At 34.4% G+C, this 17,934-nt stretch carries 15 protein-coding genes; 7 read left to right on the plus strand and 8 right to left on the minus strand.

Features of this window, described 5'->3' with window-relative positions; all coding sequences use genetic code 11:
* The first annotated feature begins 31 nt into the window (after positions 1–31).
* Positions 32–1,339 (plus strand): amidohydrolase family protein, encoded by a 1,308-nt coding sequence (locus P5P89_RS14900; RefSeq protein ID WP_278009049.1) that lies wholly within the window; start codon positions 32–34, stop codon positions 1,337–1,339.
* 339 nt (positions 1,340–1,678) lie between these two features.
* Positions 1,679–3,004 carry an ammonium transporter gene (locus P5P89_RS14905; protein WP_223681175.1) on the plus strand — a complete coding sequence of 442 codons (1,326 nt, stop codon included), beginning with the start codon at positions 1,679–1,681 and terminating at the stop codon, positions 3,002–3,004.
* Between the two features lie 259 nt (positions 3,005–3,263).
* On the opposite strand, the gene P5P89_RS14910 is transcribed toward P5P89_RS14905, so the two are convergent.
* The 5 genes from P5P89_RS14910 to rlmF all read right to left on the minus strand — a co-directional run bounded on the left by P5P89_RS14910 (position 3,264) and on the right by rlmF (position 11,086).
* Positions 3,264–5,363 (minus strand): protein-disulfide reductase DsbD family protein, encoded by a 2,100-nt coding sequence (locus P5P89_RS14910; protein ID WP_278009050.1) that lies wholly within the window; start codon positions 5,361–5,363, stop codon positions 3,264–3,266.
* Complete coding sequence (gene tilS / locus P5P89_RS14915; RefSeq protein ID WP_278009051.1) at positions 5,363–6,673, minus strand: tRNA lysidine(34) synthetase TilS; 1,311 nt, start codon at positions 6,671–6,673, stop codon at positions 5,363–5,365. The genes P5P89_RS14910 and tilS overlap by 1 nt, the downstream gene beginning before the upstream one ends.
* Positions 6,674–6,742: 69 nt before the next feature.
* Complete coding sequence (gene uvrB, locus P5P89_RS14920; RefSeq protein WP_278009052.1) at positions 6,743–8,734, minus strand: excinuclease ABC subunit UvrB; 1,992 nt, start codon at positions 8,732–8,734, stop codon at positions 6,743–6,745.
* A 67-nt stretch (positions 8,735–8,801) separates the two neighbouring features.
* On the minus strand, positions 8,802–9,659 hold the full coding sequence (locus P5P89_RS14925) for an alpha/beta fold hydrolase (protein WP_278009053.1): 858 nt from the start codon (positions 9,657–9,659) through the stop codon (positions 8,802–8,804).
* Positions 9,660–10,135: 476 nt separating this feature from the next.
* A complete protein-coding gene (rlmF, locus tag P5P89_RS14935) occupies positions 10,136–11,086 on the minus strand; it encodes a 23S rRNA (adenine(1618)-N(6))-methyltransferase RlmF (RefSeq protein WP_278009054.1) in 951 nt (316 codons plus the stop codon).
* Positions 11,087–11,293: 207 nt separating this feature from the next.
* On the opposite strand from rlmF, the gene P5P89_RS14940 reads away from it, so the two are divergent.
* From P5P89_RS14940 to P5P89_RS14955, 4 genes are all read left to right on the plus strand, one after another.
* The gene (locus P5P89_RS14940; protein ID WP_278009055.1) at positions 11,294–12,163 is read left to right on the plus strand and encodes an archaemetzincin; all 870 of its coding nucleotides are present in this window, start codon (positions 11,294–11,296) and stop codon (positions 12,161–12,163) included.
* Between the two features lie 141 nt (positions 12,164–12,304).
* Positions 12,305–12,652 (plus strand): cupin domain-containing protein, encoded by a 348-nt coding sequence (locus tag P5P89_RS14945; protein ID WP_278009056.1) that lies wholly within the window; start codon positions 12,305–12,307, stop codon positions 12,650–12,652.
* A 134-nt stretch (positions 12,653–12,786) separates the two neighbouring features.
* Positions 12,787–13,923, plus strand: coding sequence for an MFS transporter (locus P5P89_RS14950; protein ID WP_278009057.1), 1,137 nt, complete (start codon positions 12,787–12,789; stop codon positions 13,921–13,923).
* A 59-nt stretch (positions 13,924–13,982) separates the two neighbouring features.
* Positions 13,983–14,915 (plus strand): peptidylprolyl isomerase, encoded by a 933-nt coding sequence (locus P5P89_RS14955; RefSeq protein ID WP_278009058.1) that lies wholly within the window; start codon positions 13,983–13,985, stop codon positions 14,913–14,915.
* A gap of 150 nt (positions 14,916–15,065) precedes the next feature.
* Here P5P89_RS14955 and P5P89_RS14960 read toward each other — a convergent pair whose 3' ends face one another.
* The 3 genes from P5P89_RS14960 to P5P89_RS14970 all read right to left on the minus strand — a co-directional run bounded on the left by P5P89_RS14960 (position 15,066) and on the right by P5P89_RS14970 (position 17,370).
* Positions 15,066–15,461, minus strand: coding sequence for a GreA/GreB family elongation factor (locus P5P89_RS14960; protein ID WP_278009059.1), 396 nt, complete (start codon positions 15,459–15,461; stop codon positions 15,066–15,068).
* 344 nt (positions 15,462–15,805) lie between these two features.
* Positions 15,806–16,360, minus strand: a complete 555-nt coding sequence (locus P5P89_RS14965) for a thioredoxin family protein (RefSeq protein ID WP_278009060.1) — start codon at positions 16,358–16,360, stop codon at positions 15,806–15,808.
* A gap of 116 nt (positions 16,361–16,476) precedes the next feature.
* Positions 16,477–17,370, minus strand: a complete 894-nt coding sequence (locus tag P5P89_RS14970) for an alpha/beta fold hydrolase (RefSeq protein ID WP_278009061.1) — start codon at positions 17,368–17,370, stop codon at positions 16,477–16,479.
* Between the two features lie 126 nt (positions 17,371–17,496).
* Here P5P89_RS14970 and P5P89_RS14975 point away from each other — a divergent pair, with 126 nt between their 5' ends.
* Entirely contained in the window at positions 17,497–17,832 is a 336-nt protein-coding gene (locus tag P5P89_RS14975; protein WP_278009062.1) for a tRNA-binding protein, read from the plus strand.
* Positions 17,833–17,934 lie beyond the last annotated feature (102 nt).

Consider the following 17,934-nt stretch of genomic DNA (forward strand, 5'->3'; position numbering starts at 1 on the left):
GGCTAAAGATTTTTACATAAATATGACAATTATGATAACTAAAAACATATATATATTGTTGTTGGTTTTTGGGATGACAATACAAACCAAATCTCAGCAGATTCCGGCGCCAAAGCAGACGAAATCAATTCTGATCCTAAATGCGACGGCACATCTTGGAAACGGAAAAATAATTGAAAAAAGTGCTATAGGTTTTAAAGATGGTAAGCTCGTATTAGTAGCTGATGCCACAACTATAAGACTTGCTGATAATGCTTATGACAGCACTATTGATGCTGCAGGAAAGCATGTCTATCCTGGCTTTATTGCGCCTAACTCTACTTTAGGACTTGTTGAAATTGATGCGGTAAAATCATCCGATGACCAGGAGGAAATTGGGAACATCAATCCAAACGTAAGGAGTATTGTAGCTTATAATTCAACTTCAAAAGTAACCGAAACTGTTCGTCCAAACGGAATTTTAATTGCTCAGATAGTGCCTCGTGGAGGAAGAATTTCCGGAACATCTTCAATTGTTCAGCTGGATGCCTGGACGTGGAAAGATGCCCTTGTAAAAGAAAATGACGGAATACATTTAAACTTCCCTTCAGGATTTAGAAGAACAGGAAGCTGGTTTGAACCTGGTATAATTGAGCCTAATAAGGATTATGCAACACAGATTAACGAAGTAAATAGCTTTCTAATTAATTCAAAAGCTTATTTAGGAGAAACTTCAAAACAAAGAAATGTGATTTTTGAATCAACAAAAGGACTTTTTGATGGAACACAAACCTTATTCATTCATGCTGATGAAGAAAAACAAATTACGGACGCGATTCAGTTAGCTAAGAGCAACGGAATAAAAAGAATCGTTATAGTGGGTGGTTTTGAGGCTTACAAAGCTGCTGATCTATTGCAAAAAAATAATATCGGGATACTTTTAAGACGTGTACATGATATGCCTGCAAGTGATGATCAGGATGTCAGGGCTCCTTTTAAAATGGCTAAGATTCTAACAGATAAAGGAATTTTGGTTGGACTTGAGAACAGTGGTGATAATGAACGAATGAATACCCGTAACTTGCCTTTTTTAGCAGGGACCTGTGCTGCTTATGGGCTTGATAAAGAAAAAGCTTTACAATTAATAACCTTTAATACAGCTCAGTTATTAGGTATCGATGCCTTCTGTGGCTCTTTAGAAACAGGAAAAGATGCTACATTGTTTATTTCAGAAGGTGATGCTCTTGATATGAGAACCAACCAACTTACTCATGCTTTTATTCAGGGAAGAGCAATAAGCCTTGAAACACACCAGACTCAGCTTAATAAAAAGTACAAAGAAAAGTACGGCCAGAAATAACCAAATACTATTACCAAGAAAAGGCATCATCTGAATCCAGCAGTTGATGCCTTTTTTCATTAATTATTTAATGTTTTTTAGAAAAAGCAATAAATAATGTCGTAATTAACTTAAAACAAAAATTATTCTCGTGTTTTTTCTTATAAAATACATTTAAAATGCATTTTTATCATATTCTGGATTGATGATTTGTAAATTTTAAGTCATTTTTAACCAAAATGAACAAAACTAAAGGGGGGTAAATTGAAAAATTAACAAAAATTAAGCATAATGGGGTATTTTTTATGGGGGTATTAAATGATTTTATACTTTTATCAAAAATTTTAAAACTAAATAACGATGCGAAAAATTATTTTAAGTGTGATTCTTATCACAATTTTGTTACTGTCCATTTTTTCTATTTCATTTGTTACCGAATCAAAGACATTGGGTGCTCACGTTGTTGAATTGAAAATGGACACAGGGGATACCGCATGGATGGTTGTTGCAACTGCTTTTGTATTATTAATGACGCCAGGTTTAGGTTTCTTCTACGGAGGTATGGTTGGTAAGAAAAACGTAATTAGTACCATGCTGCAAAGTTTTATGGCAATGGTAATTGTTACTATTTTATGGGTAGTTATTGCTTTTGGATTATGTTTTGGTCCATCAATAGGCGGATTCATAGGAGATCCTACTTCAAATATATTCTTTCAGGGGGTCAGTGCTAATACTGCCTGGGAGTTGGCTCCAACAATCCCTTTTATTCTTTTCGCATTATTTCAGGCTAAATTTGCTATTATTACACCTGCGTTAATAACAGGAGCTTTTGCTGAGCGTGTACGCTTCTGGGCTTACTTATTATTCATGGTTTTATTCATATTATTAATTTACGCTCCATTATGTCACATGACATGGCATCCTGATGGACTATTCTTCGGGTGGGGAGTTTTAGATTTTGCTGGAGGAACAGTGGTACACATGAGTGCTGGATGGGCTGCATTAGCAGGAGCTATGTTCTTAGGAAAACGTAAAGTTCAAAAAGTAAACCCTGCAAGAATTACTTATGTATTATTAGGTACAGGTTTATTATGGTTTGGATGGTTTGGTTTCAATGCAGGTTCTGCTGTTGGAGCTGGTAGTCTTGCTGCTCAGGCTTTAGGAACTACAACAGTTGCGGCTGCTTCTGCGGCAATGGCATGGGTATTCCTTGATAAAATATTAGGTCACAAATTATCTGCTATGGGTGCTTGTATCGGTGCTGTTGTAGGGTTGGTAGCTATTACGCCTGCTGCAGGTTTTGTCTCTATCCCTCATGCTTTAGCAATTGGTATCATCGCTGCTGTAATTAGTAATATCGTTGTTAGTAAATTCCCTAAAGGAAAAATTGATGATGCTCTTGACGTTTTCGCTTGCCACGGTGTTGGTGGAATGGTAGGAATGCTGTTAACAGGAGTATTTGCATCAAATACAGTTAATTCAGTAGTAGGAGATCATCAAGGTCTGATTTTTGGTGATGCTACTTTATTTCTAACTCAGTTAAAAGCATTAGTATTGGTTTCTATATTTGCTTTTGCAGCTTCATATGCATTATTCTTCATCGTTAACAAAATTACTCCTCTAAGAGTTACTGAAGAAAAAGAAGAATTAGGATTAGATATCTCTCAACACGGAGAGTACCTATAAGAAATTATTCAGTATTTATATAAAAAATGCCCTCTAAGCTTTAAAGTTTTAGAGGGCATTTTATTTTTGAATTAATCCAACATTGTTTTTATATAAGTAATATAAGAAGCACTACAATTCGTTATTTTAGGACAATATTCCCGCTTTCGGCTTTATCTTGTTCCGTAAACTCCACAAGGATATCGCCTTTATCGGGGCTAGATTATGACACTCAGTTTTTTAGGACATCTCTAAACAAACAAGAGTAATGATAACCTAATTATTTAAAGTTTGAAATCCCTTCTTTTAACCAAACCAAATATTCTTCAACATCAACATAGCTAATTGTAGGTTTTGAGCTGTTCAGATTATTTCCTTTAAGATCAGTTATAACATATAAAGGCTGAGTATTAGTTTTGTATTTTGAAATCATAAACTCGGTCCATTTATCTCCAACCGTTTCAATTTTGTCACCAGAAGCGGTTACAAATTGTTTGTCTCCCGGTAATTCTCTTTTATCATCCACATATAAAGAAATTAAAACCACCTCATTTTTCAAGATGGGTAAAATTCTTTCATCAGACCAGACATTGTTTTCCATCTTTCTGCAATTTACACAGGCATATCCTGTAAAATCAAGCATAATTGGTTTATTGATTGATTTTGCATACGCAAGGCCATCTTCATAATCATGAAAAACCATAATTCCGTGTGGTCCTGATTCTGCCCCTTTTGGCAGATTTTTTTCAGATGAAACTGTACTATTACCGTTTCCTGAACCACCTACGCCAAACGGACTTTCACTATAGGTTGGAGGTGGAGGAAAAGCGCTGATTAATTTCAAAGGAGCTCCCCAAAGTCCCGGAATTAAATAAAGTGTAAACATTAGCGTAATCAATCCTAAGTATAATCTTCCAACAGAAATATGATGCAAAGGGCTATCATGAGGCAATGTGATTTTTCCGAATAAGTATAATGTCAGTGCTCCAAAAATGGCAACCCAAATAGCTATAAAAACTTCTCTTTCCAGAAAATGCAATTGTAAAACCAAATCGGCATTTGATAAAAATTTAAAAGCTAAAGCTAATTCTAAAAATCCAAGAACAACTTTTACTGTATTTAACCAGCCTCCTGATTTTGGTAATGAATTTAGCCATCCCGGAAACATCGCAAATAGCATAAACGGAAGTGCTAATGCAGATGAGAATCCCAGCATTCCAACAACCGGAGCGATTCCTCCATTTGAAGCTGCTTCGACTAGTAAGGTTCCGACAATTGGTCCTGTACATGAAAATGAAACAATAGCCAAAGCTAAGGCCATAAATAATATACCAATTATACCGCCCTTATCTGCCTGCTGATCTGCTTTGTTTGCCCATGAATTAGGAAGCATAATTTCGAAAGCTCCTAAAAAAGAAGTCGCAAAAATCACCAATATCACGAAGAAAATCAGGTTAAACCAAACATCTGTTGATAAAGCATTCAAAGCATCTGCTCCAAATATCTTTGTTACAATTAAGCCTAAAATCACATAAATAGCAATGATGGAAAGTCCGTAAATAATAGCATTACGAATTCCTTTTGCCCTGCTTTTGCTTTGTTTTGTAAAAAAACTTACCGTCATTGGTATCATTGGAAATACACAAGGAGTCAGTAAGGCTGCGAATCCTGATATAAAAGCAATAAAAAAGATAGACCATAAACTTCTTGCCGGAGCAGGCTTTTGTAAATCATCTACAACTTTTGCTGTTGCATTATCTATTTTTTCTAACTTAATTACTTTAGAATCTGCTACTTTTTCTACTGTATCAACCGCTAAACCTTCTCTTTTGGTTTCATCTTTTTGAGCTTCAGTTACAGCAGGAATTGTTTCCGTTTTAAAGGTTGCCGGAATAGCAATTGAGAATTTTTTATTCGAATTGATGCATACTTCTTTACAAACCTGAAAATCAAATTCAACTTCTACAGTTTTTAAATTAGGATTTGTAATCTGAATTTCCTGCTCAATATGTGCCTTTCCTTCAAAATAAGTTTCGTTTACTTCAAAAACATCGTTAAAGGATGTCTTTGTTTTTCCTTCTTTAGCTTTGCCAACTAAATTGTAATTTCCTTTTTGATTTTTAAAGGAAATTTCTAAAGCCAATGGGCCTCCTTCTGGTGTAAACTGCGAATACATGTGCCAGTCTTTCTCTATAATTCCGTCAAAAATTAAAACAAAATTAGTTTCTGATTTCTTTTCGATTTTAGAAGTCCATTTTACCGGTTCTATGATTTGGGCATTACTGTTTGCAAAAGCGAAAAAGAAAAATAGTAAGAATAAAATGGATGTACTCAGGAAATTTCGTGATGTTACAGTCTGACGGGATTGATTAAAGTTCATTATTGCAGTTCTATTTTAAGTATTTTTTTTGTGGTTTTTTCTATTTTAAATCTTTCATCCTGCCTGATTCCGACGACCCATACTATCTGGTCTTTTGAACATAAAAGCCAGGAGTTCTCTTTTTCAATCAGCGATAACTTTTCATCCTTAAAAAGTTTACTGATTTTTTTTGATTTTCCGTTCATTCCAAAAGGCTGAAAAGAATCACCTTCTTTCCATTTACGCAAAATTAATGGGAACTGGATTTTTTCAGCATCCACAAATATAATCTTATTTGATTCTATAGTTATGTGACTAACGTTACAAAGCTTTAAATTTAAGGGAAAATTAACTTCGTGATCGTTCTCATTAATTTCAAACTCTTGTTTTTCTGATACTTCTGCAATCGGACTCAAAATCAAAGTTTCCCTGTTTTTTAGCAATCTAAATTCAGCCGAAAACACCTGTTTTCCGGATTGTCCGTCTACTAAATCATAAATATCATTCCATGCCAGAAATCCAAATTCATTAAGCCATTCATACAAATACGATCTGTAATTAGGTAATTTTTTAAGCTGATTTAAATCGAAATGAATTTCTTCTCCTGCCTCTTTTGCTACCTGCTGATAAATCATAATCGAAGCATCTTCGGCCATTTCATTAGATTCCTGCAAATAGGATTGTGTTTTCTGGAAAGCTTTCAGAAAATTAGGATTGATTTGCTTTAAAACAGGAATTAAATCATGACGAATTTTATTACGAAGGTATTTATCAGATGCATTGCTGCTGTCTTCCCGCCATTGGATATTATTTTCTTTCGCATATTTTAGGATTTCTTCTCTTGAAAAAGGCAAAAGCGGACGAATGATTTTATCATTTTGTTCCGGAATACCTACCAAACCGTTCAATCCTGTGCCGCGGCTGAGGTTGATAATAAAGGTTTCCAGATTGTCATCTGCATGATGTGCTGTCAGAATATAATCGAAACTATGGGTTTCCAAAAGTTCGTAAAACCAATTATATCGCAACTCTCTGGCTGCTATTTGGGTAGAAAGTTTGTAATCTTTTGCAAAAGCTTCGGTATCAAACTGGGTTGTAAAAATGGAAATATTGTTTTCTTTACAGTAATTTCGAATGAAATCCTGATCGCCTAAACTTTCCAGTCCGCGGAGCTGGAAATTACAATGCAATACCGCAATTTCATAACTTAATTGCTGAAACAAATGCAGTAAAACCATACTGTCAAGTCCTCCACTGACAGCAAGAAACAGTTTTTTATTTTCCAGAAACGGAAATCTTGCCGAAATATGATTTTCAAAATTTGTAGGCATCAGAAAAATTAAAAGATGAATATTTTAAGAACTGCAAAATTAAGGCTTTTGAAAAAAATAAGAAGCATTCTAAGAAAGTTGCTCCTGTAACTTTTTAATATCGTCACGTAGTTTTGCAGCCTGTAAAAAATCCAGATCTTTTGCCGCTTTTTCCATGGATTTGCGCTTTTCTCTAATCATTTTCTCTAATTCAGGTTTTGATAAATAAGCTGCTTCGGGTTCTGCTGCTGCTTGCAGGTTATGCCCAAGTTCATATTCGACTAAAGGATTTTTAGTAAAGGCTGAATCTATTTTTTTGTTTAAGGCTTGTGGAGTTATACCGTTTTCTGTATTGAAATTAATTTGTTTGGTTCTGCGGTAATTGGTTTCATCAATCGTTTTTTGCATACTGGCTGTTATTTTATCAGCATACATAATCGCTTTTCCATTTATATTTCTGGCCGCACGTCCAATAGTCTGGGTCAAAGATCTGTGGTTTCTTAAAAAACCTTCTTTATCGGCATCTAAAATAGCTACTAATGAAACTTCCGGTAAATCGAGCCCTTCACGAAGCAGGTTTACTCCAATCAATACATCAAAAATTCCTTTTCGGAGATCCTGCATTATCTCGATTCGTTCAAGGGTATCAACTTCGGAGTGAATATAGCGGCAGCGTACATTTACTTTAGTCAGATATTTGGCTAATTCTTCGGCCATTCTTTTGGTTAAGGTAGTTACGAGAACCCTTTCGTCCAATTCGCAGCGCACCTGAATTTCTTCAATTAAATCATCAATCTGATTCAGACTTGGCCGCACTTCAATGATCGGATCCAGTAATCCGGTAGGCCGGATAATCTGTTCTACATAAATACCGTCAGATTTTTGCAATTCGTAATCGGCTGGAGTTGCAGAAACATACACCACCTGATTTTGTAAGGCCTCGAATTCTTCAAATTTTAAAGGGCGGTTGTCCATTGCGGCAGGCAAACGAAAACCATATTCAACAAGATTTTCTTTTCGGCTCCTGTCGCCTCCGTACATGGCGTGAACCTGTGAAACCGTTACGTGACTTTCGTCAATTACCATTAAATAATCACTCGGAAAATAATCCAGCAGACAGAAAGGCCTTGTGCCGGCTTCTCTTCCGTCAAGATAGCGGGAATAATTCTCAATTCCGGAGCAATAACCTAATTCGCGAATCATTTCAAGATCGAAATTGGTTCTTTCTTCCAGGCGTTTCGCTTCCAGATGTTTGCCTATCTCTTTAAAATAATCAACTTGTTTTACCAAATCCTGCTGTATCTGCCAGATTGCTCCCTGAAGAACGTCCGGGGAAGTCACAAACATATTGGCCGGATAAATAGTCAGTCTTTTAAATTTTTCGATAACCTGTGATGTTTTTACATCAAACGATTCAATTTCTTCAATTTCATCTCCAAAAAAGTGAATTCGATACGCATCATCAGCATAACTTGGATATACTTCTACAATATCTCCCTTAATCCGGAAAGTTCCGGGATTAAAATCGGCTTCTGTTCGGGCATATAAACTTTGTACAAGACTGTGCAGTAATTTAGTTCTCGAAATAACCTGATCTCTTGAAACTTCAATTACATTTTTCTTAAATTCTACAGGGTTTCCAATACCATAAAGACAGGAAACAGAAGCAACTACTAAAATATCCCTGCGTCCGGAAAGCAAGGAAGAAGTTGTGCTTAAACGCATTTTCTCCAGTTCTTCATTGATAGACAAATCTTTTTCAATAAATACTCCGGTTACGGGCATAAAGGCTTCCGGTTGATAATAATCGTAGTAGGAAACGAAATATTCTACGGCGTTGTTTGGAAAAAACTGTTTAAACTCTGAATATAACTGTGCTGCCAAAGTTTTGTTATGCGCCAAAACCAGGGTAGGTTTTTGTACTTCCTGAATGACATTGGCCATTGTAAATGTTTTACCTGACCCCGTTACACCTAATAAAGTTTGATATTTTTCGCCATCAACAATGCCTTGTGAAAGTTTTTGGATTGCCTGAGGCTGATCTCCTTTTGGACTATATTCTGAGGATACCTGAAAATTCATTTCGAACTATGAAAAAATTAGTTTTGTAAAGATACAAGTTTGAACGCTATTAAATGTTAAGTTCTTCTTATTCTAAAAATTCAATCATGGCATCATTAACAATTTTAGTCTGATCAATGCTCAAAAAATGTCCTGCATCTTTGATTATTTTTGTCTTGCCGTTTGGCAAAAAATCCTTTGCTTTTTCCAGACTTTCTGCTGAATTGATTACATCTTTGTCGCCAATCAGTACCAAAACGGGATTTTTAATGGATTTTAGTTCATCATTAGAAAAAGGAGTCATCTTTAGCATGCTTGAATTTGATTTGGCGTATTTATTGGCTAAATAAAATTGTCTTTTGTAAGCAGGACCAATTTTTTCTGGATGGGTTGAAAAAGTCTCTAGTGTTTTTCCGAATTTTTTTTCGCTTGGAAAAAGTTTTAGCATTAATGCCGAGGATGTTTTGCCCATTTTATCAATGAATTTAAAAGTTTGAGCCGGACTTAACAAAACTATTTTATCAATAGCATTTTCTTTTTGAACAGCCAGTAATGTTGCAATCCAGCCACCACGTGAAGCTCCTACAATATCAAATTTCTTTAACTTATAATGTGCAAAAATTTCATTATACCACACAACGATTTCTTCTTTAGAAAGAGGATTGGCAGTCAGATTAGATTTTCCGGGTTCCATCAGAAAATCGATGGCATATATTCGATGGTTTTTTGCCAAAGCCTTAATGTTTGGATACCACATTGTTGAGCTGGCGTCCATTCCGTGTAACAATACCAAATCTTTTCCGTTTTTAGGGCCTGCAATTATTACATGTGCATTTCCAAATCTGGTTTTAATATTTTCTTCAGTATAGGGAATATTCCAAAGTTTTAAAGCTTTGTCGTAGGAGTTTAGATAGCTTTGTTTTTCTTTTTTTGGTGTGGAAGACATAGTCTTCAAATTTTGCTTTTTTAGATGAAGCACAGCCAAAAAGCATAACCAAAAGAATAAATTTAAGTAGTACTCTTGTCATAATATATTGAATTTAATATAAAAGTACAATAATCAATATTGAATGTATTCCAGAATTTTGTTTCAAAATATCATAATTATAAGCTTTATGATTTTTTGACTATAAGGTTATATCTGAACAAAAGCTAAAATGGCGTTTGGAATAATTACCGGTAAAAACCATTGATTAAAATCTCTGAAATCTTTAAAAAAAATGCCGTAAATCACAAAGCAGATACAGCCAAAAAGATTAATCAACCTGATTGTTCTGAGATTTTTAAGCAAAAGAAAAGCCGACTATAAAAACTGATGCAAGATAACCTATATATTCAGCCATAGATTTGATACTAAATAGTTAGGTTAAATTTAGCAAAAGCAAATTGTAAAATCAAGGATTGGATTTGAAAATCAGTGTTTTAAATAAACCACTTTTCCTGATCTGTAGGTTTCAGAAAACTCCAGGCCACAATTCGGCTGTTTTTTTGTCCCTGAGCCATATCAATAGTTCTGATTTCTAAAGCATTTACTTTTTTTAAGGTTTTGTAAATAGCTGAAAGATTCTCTTTTTTAGAAACCAGGGTTGTAAACCATAAACATTGCGAAATATATTTTACACTTTCGTAAATCATTTGAGTTATAAAACTAATTTCGCCTCCGTTGCACCATAACTCAGCATGCTGACCTCCAAAGTTTAGAACAGGCTTAGCATTTTTTTTATCTTTCAGATTTAGACTTGATATTTTTCTTAAAGTACTTTTATTAGCTTCTTCTGCAGAAGCATGAAAAGGCGGATTACACATCGTAAAAGTAAAACGGTCTTCGGGTGTAATAATGTTTTTAAAAATAAAACGTGATTCTGTTTGCTGTTGTAAACTGATTGCTTCAATCAATTTCGGATTCGCTTCTATAATTTTACTGCAGTTTTCGATTGCTTTTTTATCAATATCGGTCGCAACAAAACTCCAGTCGTAAATTGCGCTTCCTAAAATGGGATAAATACAATTGGCTCCTGTTCCAATATCCAGACCTGAAACTGAAGATCCTACAGGAATATTTCCATTATTGGATTCACTAAGTAAATCAGCTAAATAATGAATATAATCAGCTCTTCCCGGAATGGGCGGACAAAGATAATTTTTAGGAATATCCCAATTTTGAATCTCATAATAGGTTTGCAGCAAAGCTCTATTAAGCGTTTTTACCGCAATGGGGTTGCTGAAATCAATTGTTTCAATTGCATATTTGTTGATAGAGACAAAAGGTTTTAGTTCAGGACAATTTGAAATAAGAAGCTCAAAATCATATCGTGAACGATGTAGATTTCGAAGATGTAAATTATTTTTCTCAGAATTGTCTGCTGCTTTCATTTTGCGATTTTGAGTGCAAAGATAGTCATTCCTTTTTTAAAGAATGTTTGATGGAATCATTAGATATATTGTGACTGAAGTTTGGGTATTGTGCAATAAAGAATACAAAAAATCAGAATAACTATCTATTAAACAAGAAAAATTCTATAAATAATTACGGTTTTCAGAGTTCGATTATTTACTTTTGGTTCACCAATCCAAATCTAAATGAAAAAAACAGCACTTTTTATAATCATAATTTTCTGTACTACATGTATTAAACAGGATGGGAATGAATATTTCCATCAGATCAAAAAAAATGATGTTGAATTAACAAAACCGGTTGAAGGCGATTGGCTTTATTCTCATAAAGAAAAAGGACAGACTTTTGAGCAATTCATGAATTCAAAACATATTGTTCCAACCAGTGCATCCAATATTATTTATATAAGGCCTATTGGAAATTTTAATTCTTTGCAAAACAAACAAATAGAACTGTTAAGGGAATATCTGGAAATTTATTTTCAGTTAAAAACAAAAATTTTGGAAACAGTTTCAAATGATGTAATTCCTGAATCTGCACAGAGAATTGGATACGAAAATAACCAGCAGTTTTTGGCAGGGTACATTTTGGATAATGTTTTGAAAAAAGACAAGCCTTTAAAAAGAATTGCGCTTATGGGATTGACCGAAGTTGATTTGTATCCTAAACCGGAATGGAATTTCGTTTTTGGACTGGCCTCTTATCGTGATAAAGTAGGGGTAAGCTCTATTTACAGATTACAGGACGGAAAACTTACCCAGGAAAATTTTAATTTGTGTTTGTCCAGACTTCTTAAAATAAGTTCTCATGAAATTGGTCATATGTTTGGTTTGCATCATTGCATTTTTGCAGATTGTGTAATGAATGGAACCAATAGTATGAGCGAAACAGACAAAAATTCTGCAAGATTATGTTCTGTTTGTCAGAGAAAATTAAATTCAGGTATAAAATACGACAACAAAAAAAGACTCACAGAACTAAAAAAATATTTTGAAAAAAATAATTTGGTAAAGGAGCTTCAATTCATAAAGAAAGATATTGCCGTTATTGAGTAAAATACTTTTGCACTAACAAATAATAAACGATTTTATTTCAAATTTTTATTTCAGTTAAAGCTTTTACGATCATTCAAAAGAATCGATTTAACCTGAATGATTGAAATGTTTTATTTTTGCACCATAAAATGAATAAATAATATGGAAAATTCTGTTGCAAGTAAAGAGTTTCTTTTTGGAGAGGAAATTCAATGGGAAGTGGTTGGAGAAGGTGTAAAACGTAAAATTTTAGCTTTTGATAATCGCGTTATGCTGGTAAATGTACATTTCGAAAAAGGCGCTATTGGTGCTTTGCATGAACATTACCATACACAGGTTACTTATGTGGCAAAAGGTAAATTTGATGTTACCATTAACGGGATTACAAAAACGCTGAAAGAAGGAGATAGCTTTTACATTCCGCCTCATGCAATTCATGGTGTTTTGTGTTTAGAAGAAGGAATGCTGACTGATGTTTTTAGTCCAATGCGTGAAGACTTCATGAAATAATAAATCAATACGATTTTTAAAACACCAATCTGATTAGTCTGAACATTCGAAAAATTATACATTTTTTAAAGTTTGGATAAAAATTAGATTGGTATTTTTGCAAAATGAATTTATCCAAAACGAACGTCTTGTTTATGGCAGCCTGCACTGGACTCATAGTTGCAAATCTGTATTACTGCCAGCCTTTAATTGTTTTAATAGCCAATGAATTTAAAATTCCTGAAGCAAATGCAGGGACAATAACCTACCTAACGCAGGCAGGATATGCTATAGGCTTGTTTTTTATGGTTCCGTTGGGAGATAAAATAGAACGGAAAAAACAAATCTTAATAACCACTTTTGCTTCTGTAATTGCATTGTTAATTGCAGCCACGGCAAAAAGTTTTCTGATATTACAAATTGCTTCACTGCTTATCGGGATCACTTCAATAGTACCCCAGCTTATTTTGCCTTTGGCAGCTTCTTTAAGCGCGCCTGAAGAAAGAGGAAAAGTCGTCGGAACTATTATGAGCGGACTTTTAGTCGGAATTTTGCTTTCGCGAACATTAAGCGGGTTCATCGGTCAGGTTTTAGGATGGAGATCGATGTTTTTTATTGCTGCCGGAATTTGCCTTTTGATCTTTTTTGTGATTCAGAATAAGTTTCCTGTCAATAAACCCCAGTTTCAGGGATCTTACGGTCAATTAATTCAGTCTCTTTTTACACTTATAAAAACTCAGCCTGTATTGCGTGAAGCGACGTTAATCAACGTTTTCAGTTTTGCGCAGTTTGGTGCTTTTTGGACTACCATGGTTTTATTGCTTTCGGGAGAACCGTTTCATTTTAATAGTGCAACAATTGGTTTATTCGGAATTGTTGGGGCTTCCGGAGCTTTGGCTGCGCCATTAGTTGGAAAAATGGGTGACAAAGGAGGTTCAAGAGTAGCAGTCGGTTATGGATGTTTGCTGATACTAATCAGTTTTTTGGTTTTTTATTTTTCTATAGAAAGCGTTATCGGAATTGCAATTGGAATCGTGTTTATTGACATTGGAATCCAGGGTGTTCATATTTCAAATCAAACCCGGGTTTATTCGTTGCTCCCTGAAGCCAGAAACAGATTAAATACGGTTTTTATGTCCTTTAGCTTTTTAGGAACAGCTGCGGGATCAGCTTATGGATTGTTATTATGGAAACTAGGCGGATGGCACGTTGTAACTATCGGATGTATTGGCTTGTCAATATTGGCATTAACCGTTTACGGACTCACTTATAAATCAAAATCTAAAAAATAGAAAGACAAATTGATATAAAATTAATTTGTAAATTTGCGTTCAATTAAAAAATAACAACAATGGAAAACGGAATATACGCTAAATTCAACACTAGTAAAGGTTCGATTTTAGTAAAACTGACACACGATTTAACACCGGGAACTGTAGGGAATTTTGTCGCTCTTGCAGAAGGAAATATGGAAAATAAAGTGAAACCTCAGGGACAAAAATTCTATGACGGTTTAACTTTTCACAGAGTTATTCCTGATTTTATGATTCAGGGCGGTTGTCCAAAAGGTACAGGAACTGGTGATCCGGGATATAAATTTGATGATGAATTTCACCCAAGTTTAAAACACGATCGTCCAGGCGTTTTGGCAATGGCAAATTCAGGACCTGCAAGTAATGGTTCTCAGTTTTACATTACGCACGTTCCAACTTCATGGTTAGACAACAAACATACTGTTTTTGGACACGTTATCGAAGGTCAGGATGTCGTAGATGCTGTTAATCAGGGCGATGCTCTTGAAACATTAGAAATTATCAGAGTTGGTGAAGAAGCTCAAAAATGGAATGCTATTGAAGCTTTTGTTGGTTTAAAAGGAGCTCGTCTAAAGCGTGAGGCAGCTTTAAAAGCAGAATCTGAAGCAAAAATGGAGCAATTAGCTGCAGGTTTTGATAAAACAGAAAGTGGTTTACGTTATAAAATGATTCAAAAAGGTGAAGGTAAAAAAGCAGAGGCAGGGAAAACAGTTTCTGTACACTACGAAGGATCTTTGGAAAACGGAAAAGTTTTTGATTCTTCATACCCAAGAAAAAAACCAATCGAATTCAAACTAGGAGTTGGGCAGGTTATCGAAGGATGGGACGAAGGTATTGCTTTATTACAGGTTGGAGACAAAGCGCGTTTTGTAATTCCATCTGATTTGGCTTATGGTCCAGGCGGTGCAGGCGGTGTTATTCCTCCGCATGCGACTCTTATTTTTGACGTAGAATTAATGGATGTAAAATAAGGACACATTCTATTATCTTAATAATGTCCCATTCGGTTTTCCGGATGGGATTTTTTATTTCTTTTATAAGGAATTATATCATTCAAAACCATAGTAATTAGTGAGGAGATAGTTATAAAAAAACACCTTCATAAATGAGGTGTTTGCAAATTAAGAATGGGACACAATGGTATTGTTTACTTCAATTATTTTTAATGTTTTTATTCCGGAAGGTAATTCCCAATCTACCTTATCGTTTTGTTTAAAACCAATTATAGCAACGCTTAAAGGGGCTAAAATTGATATTTTTCTTTCTTGTACATTTGCTAAAGAAGGTAAAACAATTTGAATTTTCATTTGTTTATTTGATTTAACATCTTCAATCGTTACATGCGAATTGATTCGGATAATCGAATTGTCAAGAATGCTTTCTTCACTGATAATAGCACGGTCTAATTCTTGTGAAAGCAGTCCGGCTTCTTTTGCATTTGAATCATTTTTACTTTTTAATATCAACTCTCGTAAGAACTGATACTCTTTTTTACAGAAAATGGGTGTTGGTTTCATAGTATTTAATGTTAAGTATTGATAAAATAATTGACTATGTTAAATCACAGTTTGCAATAATGTGCTAACTGAAACTTAATATATTGTTTTATTGAATTTCTCTTTATTTGTAAGATGAAAATCTCTCAATAGAAAAATAAATTGGTAAAAATCCTCCGTCTGAAAGAAGAAAATGAAATAGACGGAGGCCTAAATAATAAAGGCCTTGCTGTGTGAAATAAGTATAGCAGCAATTGGTTTTCTCTCAAAAGAAAACAATAAGACAGATGCTATAAATACTATAATACTCACAATCACAAAATTTAATAGAGTAGTAAAGATAAGGAAAATGAATTAGAAAACAGCTATTTCCATTTGATGTTACAGCCGATACTTGGTTTTTGGGTTTCGTTTAAGCTTCTATTGTAAATCAAAGCATCAATCGCACTCCTTAAATCGCTTCCGCTTAGCGGAATTCCGTTTCCGGGTCTTGAGTCGTCTAACTGACCTCTGTAAAACAAACGGTCTTGATTGTCAAATAAATAAAAATCGGGCGTACAGGCAGCATCATAAGCTTTTGCCACTTCTTGGGTTTCATCAAATAAATAGGGAAAGTCTATTTTGTTTTCAAAAGCAAACTGAGTCATAATTTCAGGTGAATCCTCTGGGTATTTCTCAATATCATTACTTGAAATAGCAATGATGCCAATCCCCTGAACACGATAATCATTAGCAATCATGACAACTTCATTAATTACGTGAAGAACAAAAGGACAATGATTGCAAATAAAAATAACAAGTGTACCTTTTGATCCTTTTAAATCTTCAAAAGAATATTCATTATTTGAATTGGTATCTTTGAGATTGAAGTTAGGAGCAATAGTTCCAAGAGGAATCATATTTGAAGGAGTTCGTGCCATTTTCTAAAGAATTAGTTCTTCAAAAATAACTTTAAATTCTTTAAAAGAAACTCTATAACTGTAAAAAAATATCCAAAGAATTTTTTAATAAAGTTCTTTGGATATCAGTTTAAAAATTATGCATTTAAGAAGTTGAGCAAGTCTTCGTTTAGCCGGTCTTTTTCAGTGTAAAATAATCCGTGTGGTGCTCCTTCATAAACTATAAAAGTGCTGTTAGTTATTGCTTCAGCAGTTTTTTGTGAGCTAACTTCAATTGGAACATTTTTATCATCATCTCCATGAATAATCAGGGTAGGAACTTTTATGGTATGCAGTTCATCTCTGAAGTCTGTATTTGATAAAGATTCCGCACATTTTAACGTTGCTCTTGGAGAAGCTACAGAGCATAGATTTCTGTAATATTCCAGTAAAGGCGTACTCAAAGGTTTATTGATAATATTAACACCAAAAAAAGTTTTTCCAAAATTCTCCAGAAATCCTATTCTGTCTTCTCTGATTGCGGCTGCGGTTGCTTCCCCTTTTTCTTTTGGTCGTCCTTCCGGATTATCTTCAGTTTTGGCTAAAAAAGGAATAATTGATGAAATTAAGGCTGCTTTTCTAACGTCTTTTCCACCATGTCGGCTAAAATAGCGTACTACCTCACCACCTCCCATAGAAAAACCTACAAGTGTGACATTTTCTAATTGAAGCTGATCAATAATTGCGCTTAAATCATCTGCGAGAGTATCGTAATCATAGCCATCCCAAGGCTGTGATGATTTACCAAAACCACGGCGATCGTATGCGATTACCCTAAAGTTATTCTGAACTAAAAACTCAATTTGATATTCCCACATTTCATTAGAAAGTGGCCACCCATGAATCAAAATTACCGGTTTTCCTTTTCCGTAATCTTTCACATATAGCTTAACATTTTGGGCAGTTTCAATGTATTTATCTGTGTTTTGGAGTTGAATATCAAATTCTGAATCTCTAAGAGATGTATTGGCGTGCGTTAGACTATTTTCCATTTCTGTATTTTTTAATTGGCTAATAATTTGATTTGTAAAATTAAAACCATAGCTAAAAAAAGGGTTATAGAATTAGTATCATTTAATTACAAAATTAATAGGTTTGCAAATAAACTAAGAAATAAAATGCATTTAACCTGGAACGAATTTGAAAGAACCGACATGCGTGTTGGAACCATAATCGAGATAAATGATTTTCCTGAAGCGAGAAAACCAGCCTATCAGCTTACGATTGATTTTGGAACTGAAATCGGTGTCAGGAAATCATCGGCACAAATTACAAAACGGTATCAAAAAGAAGATTTACTCCATCGCCAAGTTGTCGCTGTTGTAAACTTTCCTAAAAAGCAAATAGGAAAATTTATGAGTGAATGCCTGGTACTAGGCGCTGTAGGAGAGGAGGGAGACGTAATTTTACTGGCTCCCGATTTTAAAATAGAAAATGGTTTGCGAATAGGATAAAGGTCAGTATTCAAAATCGTAGTATACAGTAATCAGTTTTTTTAGTATTCAGTTTAAAATTTCCACAAATAAGGTTGGTTTTTAAGCTGAATACTAAAATTC

The organism is Flavobacterium gyeonganense (genome assembly GCF_029625295.1).
Lineage (GTDB): Bacteria > Bacteroidota > Bacteroidia > Flavobacteriales > Flavobacteriaceae > Flavobacterium > Flavobacterium gyeonganense.

What these genes read in the sequence shown, in the direction of transcription:
- P5P89_RS14900 (WP_278009049.1), top strand. Translation starts at nt 32, where the DNA reads ATGATAACTAAAAACATATATATATTGTTGTTGGTTTTTGGGATGACA.
- P5P89_RS14905 (WP_223681175.1), top strand. Translation starts at nt 1,679, where the DNA reads ATGCGAAAAATTATTTTAAGTGTGATTCTTATCACAATTTTGTTACTG.
- P5P89_RS14910 (WP_278009050.1), bottom strand. Translation starts at nt 5,363, where the DNA reads ATGAACTTTAATCAATCCCGTCAGACTGTAACATCACGAAATTTCCTG.
- tilS (WP_278009051.1), bottom strand. Translation starts at nt 6,673, where the DNA reads ATGCCTACAAATTTTGAAAATCATATTTCGGCAAGATTTCCGTTTCTG.
- uvrB (WP_278009052.1), bottom strand. Translation starts at nt 8,734, where the DNA reads ATGAATTTTCAGGTATCCTCAGAATATAGTCCAAAAGGAGATCAGCCT.
- P5P89_RS14925 (WP_278009053.1), bottom strand. Translation starts at nt 9,659, where the DNA reads ATGTCTTCCACACCAAAAAAAGAAAAACAAAGCTATCTAAACTCCTAC.
- rlmF (WP_278009054.1), bottom strand. Translation starts at nt 11,086, where the DNA reads ATGAAAGCAGCAGACAATTCTGAGAAAAATAATTTACATCTTCGAAAT.
- P5P89_RS14940 (WP_278009055.1), top strand. Translation starts at nt 11,294, where the DNA reads ATGAAAAAAACAGCACTTTTTATAATCATAATTTTCTGTACTACATGT.
- P5P89_RS14945 (WP_278009056.1), top strand. Translation starts at nt 12,305, where the DNA reads ATGGAAAATTCTGTTGCAAGTAAAGAGTTTCTTTTTGGAGAGGAAATT.
- P5P89_RS14950 (WP_278009057.1), top strand. Translation starts at nt 12,787, where the DNA reads ATGGCAGCCTGCACTGGACTCATAGTTGCAAATCTGTATTACTGCCAG.
- P5P89_RS14955 (WP_278009058.1), top strand. Translation starts at nt 13,983, where the DNA reads ATGGAAAACGGAATATACGCTAAATTCAACACTAGTAAAGGTTCGATT.
- P5P89_RS14960 (WP_278009059.1), bottom strand. Translation starts at nt 15,461, where the DNA reads ATGAAACCAACACCCATTTTCTGTAAAAAAGAGTATCAGTTCTTACGA.
- P5P89_RS14965 (WP_278009060.1), bottom strand. Translation starts at nt 16,360, where the DNA reads ATGGCACGAACTCCTTCAAATATGATTCCTCTTGGAACTATTGCTCCT.
- P5P89_RS14970 (WP_278009061.1), bottom strand. Translation starts at nt 17,370, where the DNA reads ATGGAAAATAGTCTAACGCACGCCAATACATCTCTTAGAGATTCAGAA.
- P5P89_RS14975 (WP_278009062.1), top strand. Translation starts at nt 17,497, where the DNA reads ATGCATTTAACCTGGAACGAATTTGAAAGAACCGACATGCGTGTTGGA.